Below are 16,328 nucleotides of genomic sequence, written 5' to 3' on the forward strand. Positions count from 1 at the left end.
AATTTCCGGGCATAAAAAAAGGCCCCGTCAGGAGCCTACTTTCCGCGCATGGGTGCTTTCGCCGGATGGCTACGCCATCCTGCCCATGCGCTCTACCACTACGATAAGAACCGTTGCGATCTTCATGACGATACAGCTAGACAGAAATTTCCACATCGTCAATGCGCCATCTGTTGCACCAAACAGCGTGCATTTTGGCGCTCGGGATATTCCTTGAGATATAACGCTATGCCATAGTGCCGTCGAACTATTGTTCCGTTGGATGATGGTGCCGACGCATCGGAGGGAAATCATGGTCCGTGAAAACGAAATCCGCGAAAACGAAGTCGCCATTGCGCCGCCGGCGGCGACAGACGCCGGTCTTGTCTTCATCGGCCGCATTTCGACGCCGTGGACTTCCCGCATGGAGACGCCGCGCCAGGGACGGCATGACGGTCCGCTCTGCCGGATCGAGATTTTCGAGCCCTGGGTGCCGGCGCTGAAGGGCGTGGAGAATTTCGAGCGGCTGGAAATCCTCTATTGGCTGGACCGCTCGCGTCGCGATCTCGTGCTGCAAAGCCCGGCCAGCAATAGCAAGGTGCACGGCACATTTTCGCTGCGCTCGCCGGTGCGGCCAAACCCGATCGGCACCTCCATCGTCAAGTTGGAGGCAGTCGAAGGCGCCGTCTTACTCGTGCGCGGTCTTGATTGCCTGGATGGCACGCCGCTTCTCGACCTGAAGCCGGACCGCACGCTGTTCAAACCGATCGCGCCGCCGCGGCCTGGCGATTTTCAGACCGGCGACGGCAAGACGGCGCATTTTTGTCAGAAGGCGTGAACCATGATCCCGAAGCGGTTTTCGGACAAGATCATGCTCATTTTGGGTATTAGAGCACTTCCAGGAAAAGTGCGTAGCGGTTTTCCGTCCGGAATGCGTCAAACCAAAGGGATAGAGCGGGAAAGCGATTCCGTGAAACGCTGAACCGCTCTAGTCGACAGCGACCATGACGTCGGAGGCCTTGATGACGGCATAGGCGTCGGAGCCGACCGTCAGGCCTAGTTCATCGACCGCCTCATTGGTGATCGAGGAGGTGACGATCGAGCCGTTGCCGATATCGATGCGGATATGGGCCGTCGTGGCACCCTTGGTGACTTCGACGACTTTGCCCCTGAGACGGTTGCGTGCACTGATTTTCATGAATATTTCTCCGATATATCGGCGCGACCATATCGACTTCCGAAAATCTCGGCCACAAAAACCTTACTCTCCACGCGGAAAACGCTGGTTCTCCTCCAGCACGTTCAAGTCCATATGGTTGCGCATATAGCGCTCGGACGCCTTCTGCAGCGGCTGGTAGTCCCATGGATAGTAGGCACCGTTGCGGAGCGCCGCATAGACCACCCATCGCCGCGCCTGGCTTTCGCGCACGGCGGCGTCGAAGGTGGCGAGATTCCAGCGCTGCCTGGCTTGCTCGGTCAGCCGCGCCAGGATTTCTGCGTATGCGGGATCGTCCGCAAGATTGGTGAGCTCTTTGGGATCGGCGTCGAGATCGAAAAGTAGGGGCGGGTCCTTGTCGCAGAGCGTCAGCTTGTAGCGACCGTCACGCAGACCGACGAGCGGCGCTTCCGATCCTTCCGCTGCATACTCCATCGGCACCGGGCCACGGTTTCCCCTGCCATGGACGAGCGGAGCAAGATCCTCTCCATCCGTCCATTGCCGCAGCGAGGCGATATCGAGCCCGGCAAGGCCGGCAAGCGTCGGCGTTACATCGAGCGTCGACACCGGCTGATCGATGCGCCGGGCATTCCAGCCGGGCGCGGCAATCATCAGCGGCACGCGGGCGGAGCCTTCGAAGAAGTTCATCTTGAACCACAATCCGCGTTCGCCGAGCATATCGCCATGGTCGGAAACGAAGAGCACGATGGTGTTGTCGGCCATGCGACCGCGCTCCAGCGCGTCGAGGATTTCGCCGATCTTTTCGTCGACATAGGAAATATTGGCGAAATAGCCGCGCCGGGCTTGGCGCACCTGTTCGGGCGTGATGTCGAAGGCGGTATGGTCGCTCGCCTTCATCAGCCGCTGCGAATGCGGGTCCTGTTCGTCGAAGGGAATTTCCGCGACATCGGGGTCGAGCGCCGGGCAGTCCTCGTAGAGATCCCAGAAGCGGCGGCGGGCGACATAAGGGTCGTGCGGATGGGTGAAGCTGACGGTCAGGCACCAGGGCCGCTCATCATGTCCGCGCGACAGGTCGAGCAGTTTGCGGGTGGCGTGATAGGCGACTTCGTCGTCATATTCCATCTGGTTGGTGATCTCGGCGACGCCGGCTCCGGTCACCGAACCGAGATTGTGATACCACCAGTCGATGCGTTCGCCCGGTTTCGTATAGTCCGGCGTCCAGCCGAAATCGGCGGGGTAGATATCGGTGGTCAGCCGCTCCTCGAAGCCATGCATCTGGTCCGGCCCGACGAAGTGCATCTTGCCGGAGAGCGCCGTCTGGTAGCCGGCTGCCCGCAGATGATGCGCGAAGGTCGGGATATCGGAGGCAAATTCGGCGGCATTGTCATAAACGCGGGTGCGGCTCGGCAGTTGTCCCGACATGAAGGAAGCCCGCGCCGGCGCGCAGAGCGGGCTTGCCGTATAGCTGTTGGCGAAGCGCACGGAGCGTTTCGCCAGTGCCTTCAGCACGGGTGCATGGAGAAAATCGGTCGGGCCGTCGGGAAACAATGTTCCGTTCAACTGATCGACCATGAGGATGAGGATATTCGGGCGCGCCATGTTGGATGTCCTCGACGGATTAAAGGCCGACCGCGGCCTTGACGGCATCGACGCCGGGCTTGCCGTCGATCGTCGTCACGCCAGCAAGCCAGGGCGTCAGAGCCTCGGGATGTGCCTTCAGCCAAGCGGTCGCCGCAGTCTTAGCATCCTGGCCACCGAGAATCGAACCCATCAACGAATTTTCCATGCCGATGTCGAAGGTCAGATTGTGGAACAATTTTGCGGCGTTTGGGCAGGTGGCGGACCAACCGCTGCGCGCCAGCGTGTAGACTTGTGCACCGCCGTAGTCCGGGCCGAAATAGGCGTCGCCGCCGGAGAGATAGGCAATCTTGAAGCGTTCATTCATCGGATGCGGCGCCCAGGCGAGGAAGACGATGGCGTGCTTGTCCTTGCCGGCGCGCTCGACCTGCGACAGCATTGCCTGCTCGCTCGATTCCACCAGTTCCCAGCCCTTCAGGCCGAAGTCGTTGGCGTCGATCATCTTCTGGATATTAGCATTGGCCGGCGCGCCGGGTTCGATGCCATAGATCTTGTGGTCGAAGTCGTCGGCATGTTTCTGCAGGTCGGCAAAATCCTTGATGCCCTTGTCGGCGATATAGGTCGGAACGGCTAGGGTGAATTTCGCGCCCTGAAGATTGCGGTTCAGCACTTCGACAGCTTTCGCCTTGTTGAGGTCATCGACGAAGGCTTTCTGTGCCGGCATCCAATTGCCGAGGAAGACGTCGATCTCGCCTGTTTTCATCGATTGATAGCCGATCGGCACGGAGAGCGTCTTGATATCTGGCACATAGCCGAGTGCGCCAAGCAGCACGCCCGTCACCCCATTGGTCGAGGTGATGTCGGTCCAGCCCGGATCGGACAGATGGATGGTGCGGCAGGAATCGCCATCGGCCTTGGCGACGCCGGCGAAGGACAAGGCGGACAAGAAAGCGCCGACGGCAAGCCGGCCCATGGCAGAAATTCGCATGACGACAGTTCCCTTTTATTATTTGCTCATTTTATTGAACATCAGTAGCATTCGGCCTGTGAAGCAGGCTTTTTTCAATGGGTGACAAAAGGAATTTTTATGGCTGAGCGGCCCGTAGACCTCGGATGGCTGCGAATTTTTGTCGAGGTGGCGCGCTCGGGCAGCCTGTCATCCGCAGCCGCAAACCTTGGATTGACCCAGCCTGCAGTCAGCTATCAGATCCGGCGGATCGAGGAGCAGATGGGCGTCACGCTCTTCGAGCGCCAGCATCGCGGCGTCGAGCTGTCCTCGGAAGGCCGCCGTCTGTTCGAGATCGCGGAGAAGGTGGTCGGTGGTATCGATTCGCTGGTGCGCAGCTTTCGCGCTGAGGCGCAGCGGCCGGCAGTGCGGCTCAAGACCGACTATGCCTTCTCGGCGCTCTGGCTGATCCCGCGCATGCATCGGTTTCGCCTGCTTCATCCGGAGCTGGATATTCAGATCGTCGCCACGCAACGGCAGGAGCGTAGCCATTCGGAAAGCGGCGATGTCGCCGTCGTCTTTGGCGCGCGGGAAGAGTTCGGGCCGGAAGTGGCATTGTTGTTGCCTGAGAAGGTAGCGCCGATTTGTACGCAGGGCTTCGTCGATAAATACGGTCCTTTCAGCGATCCCAGCCGTCTGGCGCAAGCGACGCTGGTGCATCTGGACACGGAAACACCATCGCCCTGGTTCGATTGGAAGAGCTATTTTGCGGCACTTGGCATCACTCGGGATACCTATGCTGGCCATGGCGACCTGCGGTTCAACACCTATTCGCTGGTCGTCCAGGCTGCGATCGGCGAACAGGGGCTGGCACTCGGTTGGATGGGACTGGTGGATTCACTGTTGGCCGGGCGCATGCTGGTGACCGCCGGTCCGGTGCTGGACGGGCCGAACCGCGGCTATTGGCTTCTGCCGCCGAAGTCGCAGAGCATGCATGCCGAGCGGCTGACGGAATGGCTGGTCAGGGAAGCGGCAGCAATGTAGCCGTTGCTCATTACTCCGCCCTCAAGTCGGTCAGGAAGGTATCGCACCAGCGCGAAACATCGTTTTCCAGCAGATGGTCCATCATGCCGCGCCAGCGCTCGCGCCGTTCTTCCAGCGGCATATTGATGCCGCGCGCCAGGGCATTTGCGGTGCCATCGACGTCATAGGGGTTGACCAGCAGCGCACCTTTCAATTCGCGCGCCGCACCGGCGAAACGCGAGAGCACCAGCACGCCGGGATCATCCGGGTCCTGCGCCGCCACATATTCCTTGGCGACGAGGTTCATGCCGTCGCGCAGGGGCGTCACCAGGCCGACTTTCGCCAGCCGATAGAGGCCAGCCAGGACCGGGCGGCTGATCGAGCGGTTGATGTAGCGGATCGGCACCCAGTCGACGGTGCCGATCGCGCCGTTGACCCGGCCTGCCTGCTCAGCGACGGCATGCTGCATCGCCTCGTATTCCGGCACTTCGGAGCGCGATTTCGGCGTGATCTGCAGATAGGTGACGCGGCGGTGATGGGCCGGATTGTTGGTGATGAAGCGTTCGAACGCGTCGATGCGCTGCGTGATCCCTTTGGAATAATCGAGCCGGTCGACGCCGATGATCAGGTCGCGGCCTTCGACGCTTTGCCGCGCTTTGCGCACCATGCTGTGGGCTGCGGCCTTGCGGGCGAAAGCGGCGAAGGCCGCGGTCTCGATGCCGATCGAGTAAGCACCGCCGCGGAAGTTGTGGCCGTGTGCGCTGAAATGGCCTGGGCTGTTTTCGACGCCCATGCCTTCGCGCTTCAGGCAGCCAGCGAAATTTTCGAGATCGTATTTGGTCTGGAAGCCGAGGAGGTCATAGGAGGAGAGACCCCGCATGATTTCCTCGTGCACGGGCATGGTGAAGAGCACATCGGCCGGCGGCCAGGGAATATGCAGGAAGAAACCGATGCGGTTCTTGAACCCCATTTGCCTCAGTTCTGCCGCCAGCGGAATAAGATGGTAGTCATGCACCCAGATGATATCATCGGGCTCGACGAGCGGCGCTAGCCGGTGGGCGAAGAAGCGGTTGACGCGGAAATAGCTGGCCATTTCCTTGCGGCCATATTCGGCCAAGTCCAGCCGGTAATGGCAGATCGGCCAGAGCACGCGGTTTGCGAAGCCTTGGTAATATTCCTCGACATCGGTCTGGGTGAGATCGGTCAGCGCGTAGGTGATGTTGCCGTCTTCGGTCAGCACCAGCGGTTCGGGTTCGATATCGCCGCTCGATTTGCCGGACCAGCCCATCCAGACGCCGCCGCGTTCGGCAAGGGCAGCCTGCAACGCCACGGCAAGCCCACCCGCCGCCGCCGCACCTTGGTTGTCGGGGACGGAAACACGGTTGGAAACAATGATGAGACGACTCACGGAATGCTCCTTTCGAGAGGGCCGCGGCGGTAGGCCGAAATGACCAAAAAGTGATTATTTGGCGAGCGCTGCGAGTATCTCTCTTAAACGCGCGGGCGAGGGAATGGATGCACGGGCGAGCGTCTTGCCCTTGGGCGGGCCGATGCGCACGGATTGACCGCCGAGGCGGTTCGCGACGGCGAACATGGTCTCGTCGGTGACGTCGTCACCGATCGCGAGAGGCCGCCGCCCGTTGAAGGGGGGCTCATTGAGAAAGGCCTCGACGGCATGCCCTTTGCTCGCATGCGCCGGACAAATTTCGACCACAAGCTTGCCGTGCTGCAGGATCCAGTCCGGGCCGGCTTCCTGCAGATAGCGCTGCATCACTTCGGCGACGTCAGCTTCGCGCTCGGGCGCCAGCCGGTAGTGAACGGCGACCGCAGCCCCTTTGTCCTCGACGAGAACGCCGGGCCAGGCCTCGACCTCCCGCGCGATCATGAGCTTCATCTCATGGAAGGCATGCGGTATCAGCGCGCGCCGCAGGCGTCCCGCCCCATCGCGTCGTTCGGCGCCATGCAGGCCGGCGACAGAGAAGTGGAAGGGAGCAAACAGAGGGTCCACAAAGGCAACCGCGCGCCCGGTCACCAGCGCCAGCGCGCCGCCGAGCCGGCGTGAGAGCGTCTCAAGTACAGAGGGCAGGCTCGGAGGTACGGCGATCGCTTCCGGGGTCTCCGCGAGATCGAGCAGCGTTCCGTCTATATCGAGGAACAGCGCCCATTCGTCAGGATACAATGAGAGTGCGGTAAGCGCCGGCTCATTCGGCGGCGCTGGCTCGGCTTCACCCTGTTCGGGCTGTTCCTTGTAAGTCATGGAGGTTTAGCTATGGCGCACTTTTCGTTCGGCAAGAGAAAAACGACCACGACGGAGGTTTATTCCGGCAATGACAGCCCTAAGTACCGCAATATAGGCAACCGATAGATGCAAAAAAGGGCCGCACGAAGCGACCCTTCCATGAGTTTTGGCCCGTAACTGGCCTGAAGCGCAAGACGCTTCCGGAAGGCTTGATCAGAGCGAGGGCTGCCTCGCAACGCTCACAACCATTTCCATGCCTGATACGCGGACCGAAATCTCACTAGACATTGGATCACCTTCCTTTCGCTACGTTGACGATATGCCTAACGTAACTCAAATTTCACTGAATTCAAGGGTGTTCAAAGGCGGAATGTTTCACTCTTCGTGACGCATTGAAACGCAAGGGTTCGTTCAACTTTTGCGTGATATTAATCGTGGCAGTTGGTAGCGGAAGTGGCACCTGTCTGTGCCAGCGGACAGGATCGGGGAAGATGTGCAACCTCGACCGTGGCGATCGGCCTCGCCGTCAACAAGGAGGTGAGCTATGTGGTTTCCATTTAGCGTCACGTTTCGCATAAGAAAAACCCGGACTAGCTGGCAGCTTGAGGTCCGGGTGACTTTCTAATCGCGAAATAAACGAGGGGTGGGCTGCAACCCGCCCCTCACTCCGGAAATATAGGCCAAGCCGACATTTTCATCAAGCTATGCAGCGTGGGGCGAAAAGCCGCTTAAAAGTCGGCACGTTCACATAAGAATAATGTTGCGACGCCGAAACGTGATCGGACGGCGTGTCAAGAATCTGTCACTTTCACCCCTCAATTCTTGGTAAATTAAGAGTTTATTACCTATTCCGCACGAACAATCGTCCTTGATTTTGACATTCTCCCGCGGGACAGGGAGCGAGCGGGAATTGGAGCGAAAGACGTATGTGTCGCTGGGCAGCCTATCGTGGAGACCCCCTCTATCTGGAGGAGCTGGTGTCTTCGCCTGCCCACTCCCTGATCGAACAATCCCACTGCGCCACACGCGCCAAGACGGCAACCAACGGTGACGGATTTGGTATCGCCTGGTATGGCGACCGGCCAGAGCCCGGCCGTTATCGCGATATCCTCCCGGCTTGGTCCGATTGCAATCTCAAGAGCTTGGCGCGGCAGATCCGTTCGCCACTCTTTCTCGCCCATGTCCGCGCCGCGACCGGCGGCGGCACGCGTCGGGACAATTGCCATCCTTTCGTGCATGGGAACTGGTCTTTCCAGCACAACGGGCAGATTTCCAATTTCGACCGTTTGCGTCGGCCGATGGAATCCATGCTCGACGATCAGCTTTTTCATGCCCGCGGCGGCACGACCGATTCCGAGCTTCTGTTCCTGCTGGCCTTGCAATTCGGTCTTGCATCCAATCCGTTTGCCGCGATTTCGGAAGCCATCGGTTTTGCCGAGGGCCTGTCGGTTCATCTGACCGGTTCGGCGCTGGTGCGCTTCACGGCCGCTTTTTCCGATGGAAAGTCGCTATATGCGGTGCGCTACGCCACCGACCGCAAGGCGCCGACACTTTATGCCTCGCCTGTCGGCATTGGCTATTGCCTCGTATCCGAGCCGTTGAACGACGATATCGATGCCTGGACGGAAGTTCCGGATGGCAGCGCAGTATTGATCGACGATATGGGCGTGCATATCACGCCCTTCCAGCCGGAAAAGCGCGCGTCCGCCGGGCCGCAGGCGCCCGTCACGATCCCGGCTTGAACTGTTCGGCAATCAAAGCCGCCAGACGCGCTGCCACTTCTTCCTTGTCGAGATCGGGCCACTGCTCCACGCCGTGATGGCGGATGAGTTTTACGCTGTTCCGCATACCGCCCATGATGCCCGTTGCCGGCGAGACATCGTTGGCGACGATCATGTCGGCGCCCTTGCGCTCCAGTTTCGCCCTGGCATTCGCCTCGACATCCTGCGTTTCGGCGGCAAAGCCGATGACGAGCTTCGGCCGCTGCGTGTGATGGCCGACGGTTTTCAGGATGTCGGGATTTTCGGTGAGCGCCAGCGTCGGAATGGATTCGCCCGGATGTTTCTTGATCTTCTGATCGGCGGCAGAGGCGACGCGCCAGTCGGCGACGGCCGCGACCATCACGGCGATATCGGCCGGAAGAGCCGAAAGCACGGCATCGCGCATCTCTTCTGCCCGCTCGACATGAACGACGTGCATGCCCATCGGATCGGGGATCGAAACAGGCCCGGTGACTAGTGTGACATCGGCGCCAAGGGCCGCGAGTGCCGAGGCGATAGCATGCCCTTGCCGGCCGGAAGAACGATTGGCGATGTAACGCACCGGGTCGATCGGCTCATGCGTCGGACCCGACGTGACGACGGCCTTTCTGCCGGCGAGCGGTCTTGCCCCATCATCCAGCCGCATCTCGGCGGCAGCGACGATCTCTAGCGGCTCCGCCATGCGGCCGGTGCCTGCCTCCTTGCTCTCGGCCATTTCGCCGGCCATAGGCCCGACGAAGCGGATGCCGTCGCCCCTCAATGTCTCGATGTTGCGCTTCGTCGCCGGATGCGCCCACATCTTCGGATTCATCGCGGGTGCTGCGAGTACGGGCCGGTCGGTCGCGAGCAGCACGGTCGACGCAAGGTCATCGGCCAGGCCATTGGCCATCTTGGCGAGGAGATCGGCAGTCGCCGGCGCAATCAGCACCAGGTCGCAGTCCCGCGCCAGCCGGATATGGCCGACATCCTGCTCATCCTGTCGGGAAAACAGGTCGGTGAAGACATGATCCGCCGCCAATGCGCCGACGGCAAGCGGCGTGATGAATTGCTGTGCCCCCGATGTCATGATCGGGCGGACTGAGGCGCCGCGCTCGCGCAGCCGCCGGATGAGGTCGAGGCTCTTATAGGCCGCGATGCCACCGGAAATGATAAGAAGGATGCGTTTTCCCGCGAGAACCATGGCTCGAACCCGTCGCCTGTTTTTGTGCCCATGAACCTAAGCCTTTGGCGCATAATAGGCAATCGGCAGCAGCGTCAGCCGAGAATGTCGACGCAGAAGTCGATGAAGGCGCGCACCTTTGCCGGCACATGGTGGCGGGACGGGTAAAAGGCGTAAAGCGGGTAAAGCTCGTCCTTCCAGTCCGGAAAAAGGTCGACAAGCTCTCCGCGGTCCAGAAAATCCGTGATGCCGAGCGTGAAGACCTGAGCGATACCGAGGCCAGCAAGGCAGGTTCCGAGCGTCGTCCCGGCATCGTTGACCAGGATGCGGCCGCGCGTCTCGACCGGGATGACCTTGCACCCGCGTCGGAATTCCCATTCGAATGCGCGCCCGGTGCTCGGGTCCTGATAGTGGATGCAGAGATGGTTCGCGACGTCGGCCGGCGTTTTCGGCCGGCCATAACGCTCGATATAGGCGGGTGCTGCAACCGTCATCACGCGGGTTTCCAGAAGCAACCGGGCAATCAGCGAGGTCTGCGGCGGCTCGCCGAAGCGCAGGGCTACATCCATGCCGTCGGCCACAAGATCACCGATCTCGTTGCGGGTCAGGATCTCGATCTGCAGGTCGGGATAGAGGTCGAGGAAGGCGCCGAGCCGCGGCGCCAGGACGAGGCGGGAAAAATAGGGGTCGACATTGATGCGCAGACGGCCGCGTACGGATTGAGCGACACCCGCCACCGTCGTCGCGGCCTCCTCGATGCCGCCGAGCAGCGGCACGACCTGCTCATAAAACCGCGCGCCATCATCCGTAAGCCGCAATGCTCGCGTGGTACGATCGAGCAGGCGCACGCCGATGCGCGCCTCCAGCCGCGAAACTGCTCGGCTGACTCCTGATGGCGTAAGGCCAAGCGCTTCCGCCGCCCGCACGAAGCTGCCACCCTCGACCACGGCCGTCAGCACGCTGACGCCATTCAGCAATCGTCCGTCGAACATTGTCCCATCCATGATTTTCCGTCAGCAATCATGAAGTCACGATGCATTTCCGTCAAAGTCTTTTGGATGCGAGGAGGCCGCGGAGGGAGAGGGTCCGCGGCCTTTCTTCAGTCATTCCGTACGTGGTTAGGTACGCGTGATCGAGGCGCCGCCATCGACCAGCGATGCAGTACCGGTGACGAAGCTTGCATCATCGGAGGCGAGGTAGAGGACCGAGCGGGCCAGTTCGTCAGGACCGGCGACACGCTTCAGCGCATGCAGATTGGTGATGAAGCCCTGCTTGTCGGGAGTGTCGTTCATCTCGCGATACATGTCGGTATCGACGGCGCCCGGCAGCACGGCATTGACCCGCACATTCTGCTGGCCGAATTCGGCCGCGAGTGCCTGCGTCAGGCCGATCAGGCCGGACTTGCTGGCGGCATAAGCGGCAACGCCGGGGAAGGCAAAGCTGTAGCCTACAAAGGTCGACGTGAAGATCACCGAGCCGCCTCCATTCTTGACCATTTCGCCGATCTGATGCTTTGCGGCGAGGAAGGAAGCGGTCAAGTTGATTGCGAGCGCATCGCTAAAACCTGCCTCGGAAACCTCAGTGCTCGGGCCGGCTTCGCCCAGCGTGCCGGCATTGTTGAAGGCGATGTCGAGCTTGCCATAGCGCTCGACGGCAAGGGCGACCAATGCCTTGTGGTAATCTTCCGAACGCACGTCACCGGCAAGCGCGGCCGCTTTGCCGCCCGCAGCCTTGATTTCTGCAACAAGGCTTTCCAACTCGGCCCCACGCCGGGCGCCCACGATAACTTTGGCACCTTCGGCAGCGAAGAGTTTTGCGGTGGCGCGGCCAATGCCGGAGCTGGCGCCGGTGACGATTGCGACTTTTCCATTCAAGCGGTTCATTGTTCCATCTCCTGTGTGTGGACGTGTCTGTTGTTCCGTCCGATGCGCAGAGAATGGTATTTTTCGATCGTTCGGATTAGTCTTCTAATCATGGAATTCGAATTCGGGATTGCCGAACGATGCTCAAGATTGAAGGAATCGCTGCTTTTGTGGCCGTTGCCGAAGCGGGATCGATCAGTGAAGCCGCGCGCCGGCTGCGCCTGTCGAAATCCGTCGTCAGCGAGCGGTTGGCGGAAATGGAGAAGACGCTCGGCGCGACGCTGCTGCATCGCACGACCCGTAAGTTGACATTGACGGAGGATGGTGCTGCTTTCCTGGAGCGCGCGTCTCGGATCGTGCACGATGTGCGGGAGGCGGCGGCCGATCTGGCCAGGCGACGTGGCACATTGGCGGGCCCCTTGCGCATCACTGCCCCCGTCACCTTCGGCCGCATGCATCTCGGTCCGGCGCTCTATCCCTTTCTGGCCGATCACCCTGAAATTGAATTGACGCTCGATCTCGACGACCGGCGTGTCGATGCCTCCTCGGACGGCTATGACGCCATCATTCGCCATGGCCTGATTGCCGATTCGCGCCTCGTTGCCTGGAAGCTTGCCCGCAGCCGCCGCCTTCTCGTGGCGTCGCCGGACTATCTCAGCCGTCACGGCAGGCCAACATCGCTATCCGATCTCGAGAACCATCGCGGTATTTTCTACAGCAATCGCGGCGTGGCCGACTGGCGTTTCCAAGGGCCCGATGGCGCTGTCGTCATCAGAGGGAAGCTGGCATTCGGCGTCAACAATGGCGATGTCATCCACGATGCCGCCGTCGCCGGCTTGGGGATCGCATTGTTGCCGGTCTTCATCGCAGGCCCGGCGATCGGGGAGGGGCGGCTTGTCGAGATCGACGTCGGCTACCGGCCCGAACCGGAGTTCATCTTCATGGCCCATCCCGAGGGGCGCAATCCCTCGGCAAAGCTCCGAGCCATCGCCGACCATCTGAAGCAGGCGTTCGGCGATCCGCCCTATTGGGAGCGAAACCGCTGACTACGCGATCAGGCTCATGAGATTGGCAACGACAGGCGATCGCTGCGCCTTGAGGCTCGCGAGGCCAAGCCGTGCCACGACCGGCGGCCCATCGATCTGCCGATAGGCCACGCCGTCGAGCTTGATCTGTGCGATCGAAGCCGGAACGATGGAAACGCCCAGATTGGCGGCGACGAGATTGACGACGGAGGGAATCTGCGGCGCTTCCTGCATCACCACCAGCTCAAATCCCGCTTCGCGGCAAGCTCCAACGATATCGTCATAGAGGCTGAGCCCCACCATGCGCGGAAAGAGAATGAAGGGCTCACCGGCCAATGCCGCGATCGGTACGCGTTCCTTTTCTGCCAGCGGATGATGCGCTGGCAGCGCGATCAGCATCGGCTCGTCGGCAAAGCGCTTCAGCCGGACATCCCGTGGGTCTTCCAGGCCAGGACGAATAAAGGCGGCATCGATCTCGCCGCGCATCAGCCGCTCCATCAGCGCGTTGGTGTTCATCTCCGTGAGCGACAGCCTCACTTCGGGCCAATGGCCTCGAAACTCGCGGATGGTTTCCGTGACGATCGTGTTGAAGGCGGAAGAGGCGGTAAAGCCGAGCGCCAGCCGGCCAATCTCGCCGCGATTGGCGCGCTGGGCGGCAAGTTTGGCTTTTTCCGCCGCATCCACGGCGGCTTTGGCTTCGCTGAGGAAAGCCTCTCCCGCCTCCGTCAACTCTGCCCCATGGGGAACACGGTGAAACAGCATCGCGCCCACCTCGTTTTCGAGATCGCGGATCTGTTGGCTGAGCGGCGGCTGGCCGATGCCGAGCTTGGCGGCGGCTCGGGTGAAATTTCCCGCTTCCGCCAGCGCCAGAAAATAACGGATATGACGCAGCTCCATCGCTATCTCCAAAAGCTATTGAGATCGCCTGTTCCATATATTGGACTAATGAAGCGGATCTGACTAGATTCCGGGGCAAGAAAGGTTGTGTGCCCCATGTTCCGCGCCGCCAGCAAGCAGCAAACCATTGCTTCCGAAGTCCCATCCCGTCCCGAACTGACGCTCGTCAGAAATGAGCCGCCGGCCGAGTCCCGCCAATTCCTCACGCGCGGCACGCCCGCCTTCCGCCGCGCCACCATTGCCCTGTTTCTCTCGGGTTTTGCCACCTTCTCGCTGCTCTATTGCGTGCAGCCGCTAATGCCGATTTTCTCCGAGGATTTCGGTGTCACGCCGGCTGCAAGTTCGCTGTCGCTGTCGCTTTCGACCGGCTTCCTGGCCTTCGCGATCTTCGGCGCGGCCGCCGTTTCCGAAAGCCTCGGCCGACGCAGCCTGATGTTCATATCGCTGTTGGGCGCAGCAATCTGTACGCTCGTCTGTGCGGTCTCGCCGAGCTGGCATATGCTGCTCGTCGCCCGCGCGCTCGAGGGTTTCCTGCTGGGTGGTGTGCCCGCCGTTGCCATGACCTACCTGGCTGAAGAGATCGAACCGCGCGGCCTCGGTAGCGCCATGGGTCTCTATATCGCCGGCAATGCCTTTGGCGGCATGGCTGGCCGCGTGGTCACGGGTACGATTGCTGAATTCCTGAGCTGGCGGCCGGCACTGGCCGCTGTCGGCATTCTTGGCCTGATCGCCTCCATCGGCTTCCTCTATCTTCTGCCGCCGTCGCGCAATTTCACGCCGCGCAAGGGATTTGATGCCGCCTTCCACCTGAAGGCCTGGAGCGGCCACTTCCGTAACCCGGCGTTGCCGCTGCTGTTCGCCATCGGCTTTCTCGTCATGGGCTCCTTCGTCACGGTCTATAACTATGCCGGTTTCCGCCTCGTCGCCGATCCCTATGACCTCAGCCAGACCGAGCTCGGCCTGATCTTTACCGCCTATCTCTTCGGCATCGCCGCCTCATGGGTCGCGGGTCTACTCGGCGATCGCATCGGCCATTTCGTCGTGCTGCCGGCGGGCGTATTGATCGCGGCGCTTGGTGCGGCGGTGACGCTTTTCAGCTCCCTGCCGCTCATCATCCTCGGCATCGTTCTGGTGACGATCGGCTTCTTCATGACCCATTCCGTCGCCAGCGCGCTTGTGGGACGGCTTGCTCGCAACTTCAAGGGACACGCCTCCTCGCTCTACCTGCTCGCCTACTATCTTGGCTCCAGCATTGCCGGTTCGGTCGGCGGCTATTTCTGGCTTGCCGACGGCTGGAATGCCGTGGTTGCCTTCATCCTCGTCATGCTGGCAATGTGTGTCATTAGCGCCCTTGCCGTTGCCAGACTGGCGCGTCGTTGAGGCCGGAGGCCGCCATGATCCGCATCGACCATCTCGATCATCTGGTGCTCACGGTTGCGAGCATCGATGAAAGCTGCGATTTCTATGTCCGCGTTCTCGGCATGGGCGTCGAAACTTTCGGCGAGGGCCGCAAGGCTCTCACCTTTGGCAACCAGAAAATCAATCTGCACCGCGCCGGCCACGAGTTCGAGCCCAAGGCCGATCGGCCGACACCGGGCTCGGCCGACATTTGTTTCATCAGCACCACTCCGCTCGATGACATCACAGCTCACTTGCATGCCGAGGGCGTTGCGATCGAAGAAGGTCCCGTCCGCCGAACCGGCGCGACCGGCCCCATTCTCTCGGTCTATTTCCGCGATCCGGATCAGAATCTGATCGAAGTATCCAACAACATTTCCTGAGATTGCCCCGCCGACCGGCGCTTCTCGACAGAGCATTGTTGCGGCCTATAATAAACCTATTAGTTAATTAACTATATGGTTTATGAAGTCGCATGGACACATTGAGCATCACCCTTTCCGCCTTGGCTGACCCAACCCGCCGGGCAATCCTGGCGCGGTTGGCGACTGGCGAGGCATCCGTTTCCGAACTGGCCGAACCCTTCGACATGTCGCTGGTCGCTGTCTCCAAGCATCTGAAGGTGCTGGAAAAGGCCGGGCTGATCTCGAAGGGGAGGGAAGCGCAATGGCGGCCTTGCCGGCTGGAGCCGAAGCCGCTGCGGCAGGTCGATGACTGGCTGGAGAGCTACCGTCAGTTCTGGAACGACAACCTTGATCGCCTGGAAGCTTACGCGGAACTATTGCAAAAGGGAGGAAAGAATGACCCCAGCAACTGAGGGCGGCAGCATGCGGCCACCGCGCGAGATCGTGCTGACCCGCGATATTGCCGCGCCGCGCGCCCTGCTGTTTCGCATCTGGACCGAGCCGGAACATCTGATGCGCTGGTGGGGGCCGCAGAACATGACGGCGCCATTCGTCTCCGTCGACCTTCACGAAGGCGGCGCCTGGCGGCATTGCATTTTGACACCAGAGGGCAGGGAATATTGGAGCCACGGGCGCTATCTGGAGATCGTCCCGCCCGAGCGCCTCGTCTTCACCTTCGCCTGGGAAAATCTGGATGGAAAATCCGGCCACTCGATGCAGGTGACCGTGGAATTTCAAGAGCTTGGCGAGAAGACACGCCTCATCTTCCGCAAGGTCGAACTGCCCGACGACACCGAACTAAGATTGCAGACCGGCGGCTGGGAGCAGGCCCTCGACAAATACGTCGCCTACGCAGAAGCCACCTCAAGGGAAGGATGAGA

General features: G+C 61.0%; 17 protein-coding genes. 8 read left to right on the plus strand and 9 right to left on the minus strand.

From position 1 onward, the window contains the following. Window positions 1–292 precede the first annotated feature (292 nt). Window positions 293–817 carry a tRNA (N6-threonylcarbamoyladenosine(37)-N6)-methyltransferase TrmO gene (tsaA, locus tag C9E91_RS02335; RefSeq protein ID WP_107106758.1) on the plus strand — a complete coding sequence of 175 codons (525 nt, stop codon included), beginning with the start codon at window positions 293–295 and terminating at the stop codon, window positions 815–817. A 150-nt stretch (window positions 818–967) separates the two neighbouring features. On the opposite strand, the gene C9E91_RS02340 is transcribed toward tsaA, so the two are convergent. The 3 genes from C9E91_RS02340 to C9E91_RS02350 all read right to left on the minus strand — a co-directional run bounded on the left by C9E91_RS02340 (window position 968) and on the right by C9E91_RS02350 (window position 3,722). Then, window positions 968–1,177 (minus strand): TOBE domain-containing protein, encoded by a 210-nt coding sequence (locus C9E91_RS02340; protein WP_107106759.1) that lies wholly within the window; start codon window positions 1,175–1,177, stop codon window positions 968–970. A 63-nt stretch (window positions 1,178–1,240) separates the two neighbouring features. Continuing rightward, window positions 1,241–2,755 carry a choline-sulfatase gene (gene betC / locus C9E91_RS02345; RefSeq protein ID WP_107106760.1) on the minus strand — a complete coding sequence of 505 codons (1,515 nt, stop codon included), beginning with the start codon at window positions 2,753–2,755 and terminating at the stop codon, window positions 1,241–1,243. Between the two features lie 19 nt (window positions 2,756–2,774). After that, window positions 2,775–3,722, minus strand: a complete 948-nt coding sequence (locus C9E91_RS02350) for a choline ABC transporter substrate-binding protein (RefSeq protein ID WP_181315992.1) — start codon at window positions 3,720–3,722, stop codon at window positions 2,775–2,777. Window positions 3,723–3,821: 99 nt separating this feature from the next. Here C9E91_RS02350 and C9E91_RS02355 point away from each other — a divergent pair, with 99 nt between their 5' ends. Beyond that, on the plus strand, window positions 3,822–4,724 hold the full coding sequence (locus tag C9E91_RS02355; protein WP_107106762.1) for a choline sulfate utilization transcriptional regulator: 903 nt from the start codon (window positions 3,822–3,824) through the stop codon (window positions 4,722–4,724). A 10-nt stretch (window positions 4,725–4,734) separates the two neighbouring features. Here C9E91_RS02355 and otsA read toward each other — a convergent pair whose 3' ends face one another. Continuing rightward, on the minus strand, window positions 4,735–6,111 hold the full coding sequence (gene otsA / locus C9E91_RS02360; protein ID WP_107106763.1) for an alpha,alpha-trehalose-phosphate synthase (UDP-forming): 1,377 nt from the start codon (window positions 6,109–6,111) through the stop codon (window positions 4,735–4,737). Between the two features lie 54 nt (window positions 6,112–6,165). After that, window positions 6,166–6,960 carry a trehalose-phosphatase gene (otsB, locus tag C9E91_RS02365; RefSeq protein WP_107106764.1) on the minus strand — a complete coding sequence of 265 codons (795 nt, stop codon included), beginning with the start codon at window positions 6,958–6,960 and terminating at the stop codon, window positions 6,166–6,168. A 908-nt stretch (window positions 6,961–7,868) separates the two neighbouring features. Between otsB and C9E91_RS02370 the strand changes: the two genes are divergently transcribed. Continuing rightward, window positions 7,869–8,684: a class II glutamine amidotransferase gene (locus tag C9E91_RS02370; protein ID WP_107106765.1), complete on the plus strand. Its 816-nt coding sequence runs from the start codon at window positions 7,869–7,871 to the stop codon at window positions 8,682–8,684. Here the strand turns inward: C9E91_RS02370 and coaBC are convergent. The 3 genes from coaBC to C9E91_RS02385 all read right to left on the minus strand — a co-directional run bounded on the left by coaBC (window position 8,668) and on the right by C9E91_RS02385 (window position 11,744). Further along, complete coding sequence (gene coaBC / locus C9E91_RS02375) at window positions 8,668–9,882, minus strand: bifunctional phosphopantothenoylcysteine decarboxylase/phosphopantothenate--cysteine ligase CoaBC (protein ID WP_107106766.1); 1,215 nt, start codon at window positions 9,880–9,882, stop codon at window positions 8,668–8,670. The two genes, C9E91_RS02370 and coaBC, sit on opposite strands and share 17 nt — an antisense overlap. Window positions 9,883–9,956: 74 nt before the next feature. Continuing rightward, window positions 9,957–10,853: a LysR family transcriptional regulator gene (locus tag C9E91_RS02380; protein WP_107106767.1), complete on the minus strand. Its 897-nt coding sequence runs from the start codon at window positions 10,851–10,853 to the stop codon at window positions 9,957–9,959. A gap of 126 nt (window positions 10,854–10,979) precedes the next feature. Further along, window positions 10,980–11,744: an SDR family oxidoreductase gene (locus C9E91_RS02385; protein ID WP_107106768.1), complete on the minus strand. Its 765-nt coding sequence runs from the start codon at window positions 11,742–11,744 to the stop codon at window positions 10,980–10,982. Between the two features lie 119 nt (window positions 11,745–11,863). Between C9E91_RS02385 and C9E91_RS02390 the strand changes: the two genes are divergently transcribed. Continuing rightward, a complete protein-coding gene (locus tag C9E91_RS02390; RefSeq protein WP_107106769.1) occupies window positions 11,864–12,769 on the plus strand; it encodes a LysR family transcriptional regulator in 906 nt (301 codons plus the stop codon). On the opposite strand, the gene C9E91_RS02395 is transcribed toward C9E91_RS02390, so the two are convergent. Beyond that, window positions 12,770–13,645 carry a LysR family transcriptional regulator gene (locus C9E91_RS02395; RefSeq protein WP_107106770.1) on the minus strand — a complete coding sequence of 292 codons (876 nt, stop codon included), beginning with the start codon at window positions 13,643–13,645 and terminating at the stop codon, window positions 12,770–12,772. Window positions 13,646–13,741: 96 nt separating this feature from the next. Here C9E91_RS02395 and C9E91_RS02400 point away from each other — a divergent pair, with 96 nt between their 5' ends. From C9E91_RS02400 to C9E91_RS02415, 4 genes are all read left to right on the plus strand, one after another. Continuing rightward, window positions 13,742–15,025 carry an MFS transporter gene (locus C9E91_RS02400; protein ID WP_107106771.1) on the plus strand — a complete coding sequence of 428 codons (1,284 nt, stop codon included), beginning with the start codon at window positions 13,742–13,744 and terminating at the stop codon, window positions 15,023–15,025. Window positions 15,026–15,039: 14 nt separating this feature from the next. Continuing rightward, window positions 15,040–15,426 carry a VOC family protein gene (locus tag C9E91_RS02405; RefSeq protein WP_107106772.1) on the plus strand — a complete coding sequence of 129 codons (387 nt, stop codon included), beginning with the start codon at window positions 15,040–15,042 and terminating at the stop codon, window positions 15,424–15,426. 92 nt (window positions 15,427–15,518) lie between these two features. After that, window positions 15,519–15,860 carry an ArsR/SmtB family transcription factor gene (locus C9E91_RS02410; protein WP_107106773.1) on the plus strand — a complete coding sequence of 114 codons (342 nt, stop codon included), beginning with the start codon at window positions 15,519–15,521 and terminating at the stop codon, window positions 15,858–15,860. After that, window positions 15,844–16,326 (plus strand): SRPBCC family protein, encoded by a 483-nt coding sequence (locus tag C9E91_RS02415; protein WP_107106774.1) that lies wholly within the window; start codon window positions 15,844–15,846, stop codon window positions 16,324–16,326. The genes C9E91_RS02410 and C9E91_RS02415 overlap by 17 nt, the downstream gene beginning before the upstream one ends. Window positions 16,327–16,328: the final 2 nt, after the last annotated feature.

The sequence above is a fragment of the Rhizobium sp. SEMIA4064 genome (genome assembly GCF_003025035.1).
Taxonomy (GTDB): Bacteria; Pseudomonadota; Alphaproteobacteria; order Rhizobiales; family Rhizobiaceae; genus Rhizobium; species Rhizobium paranaense.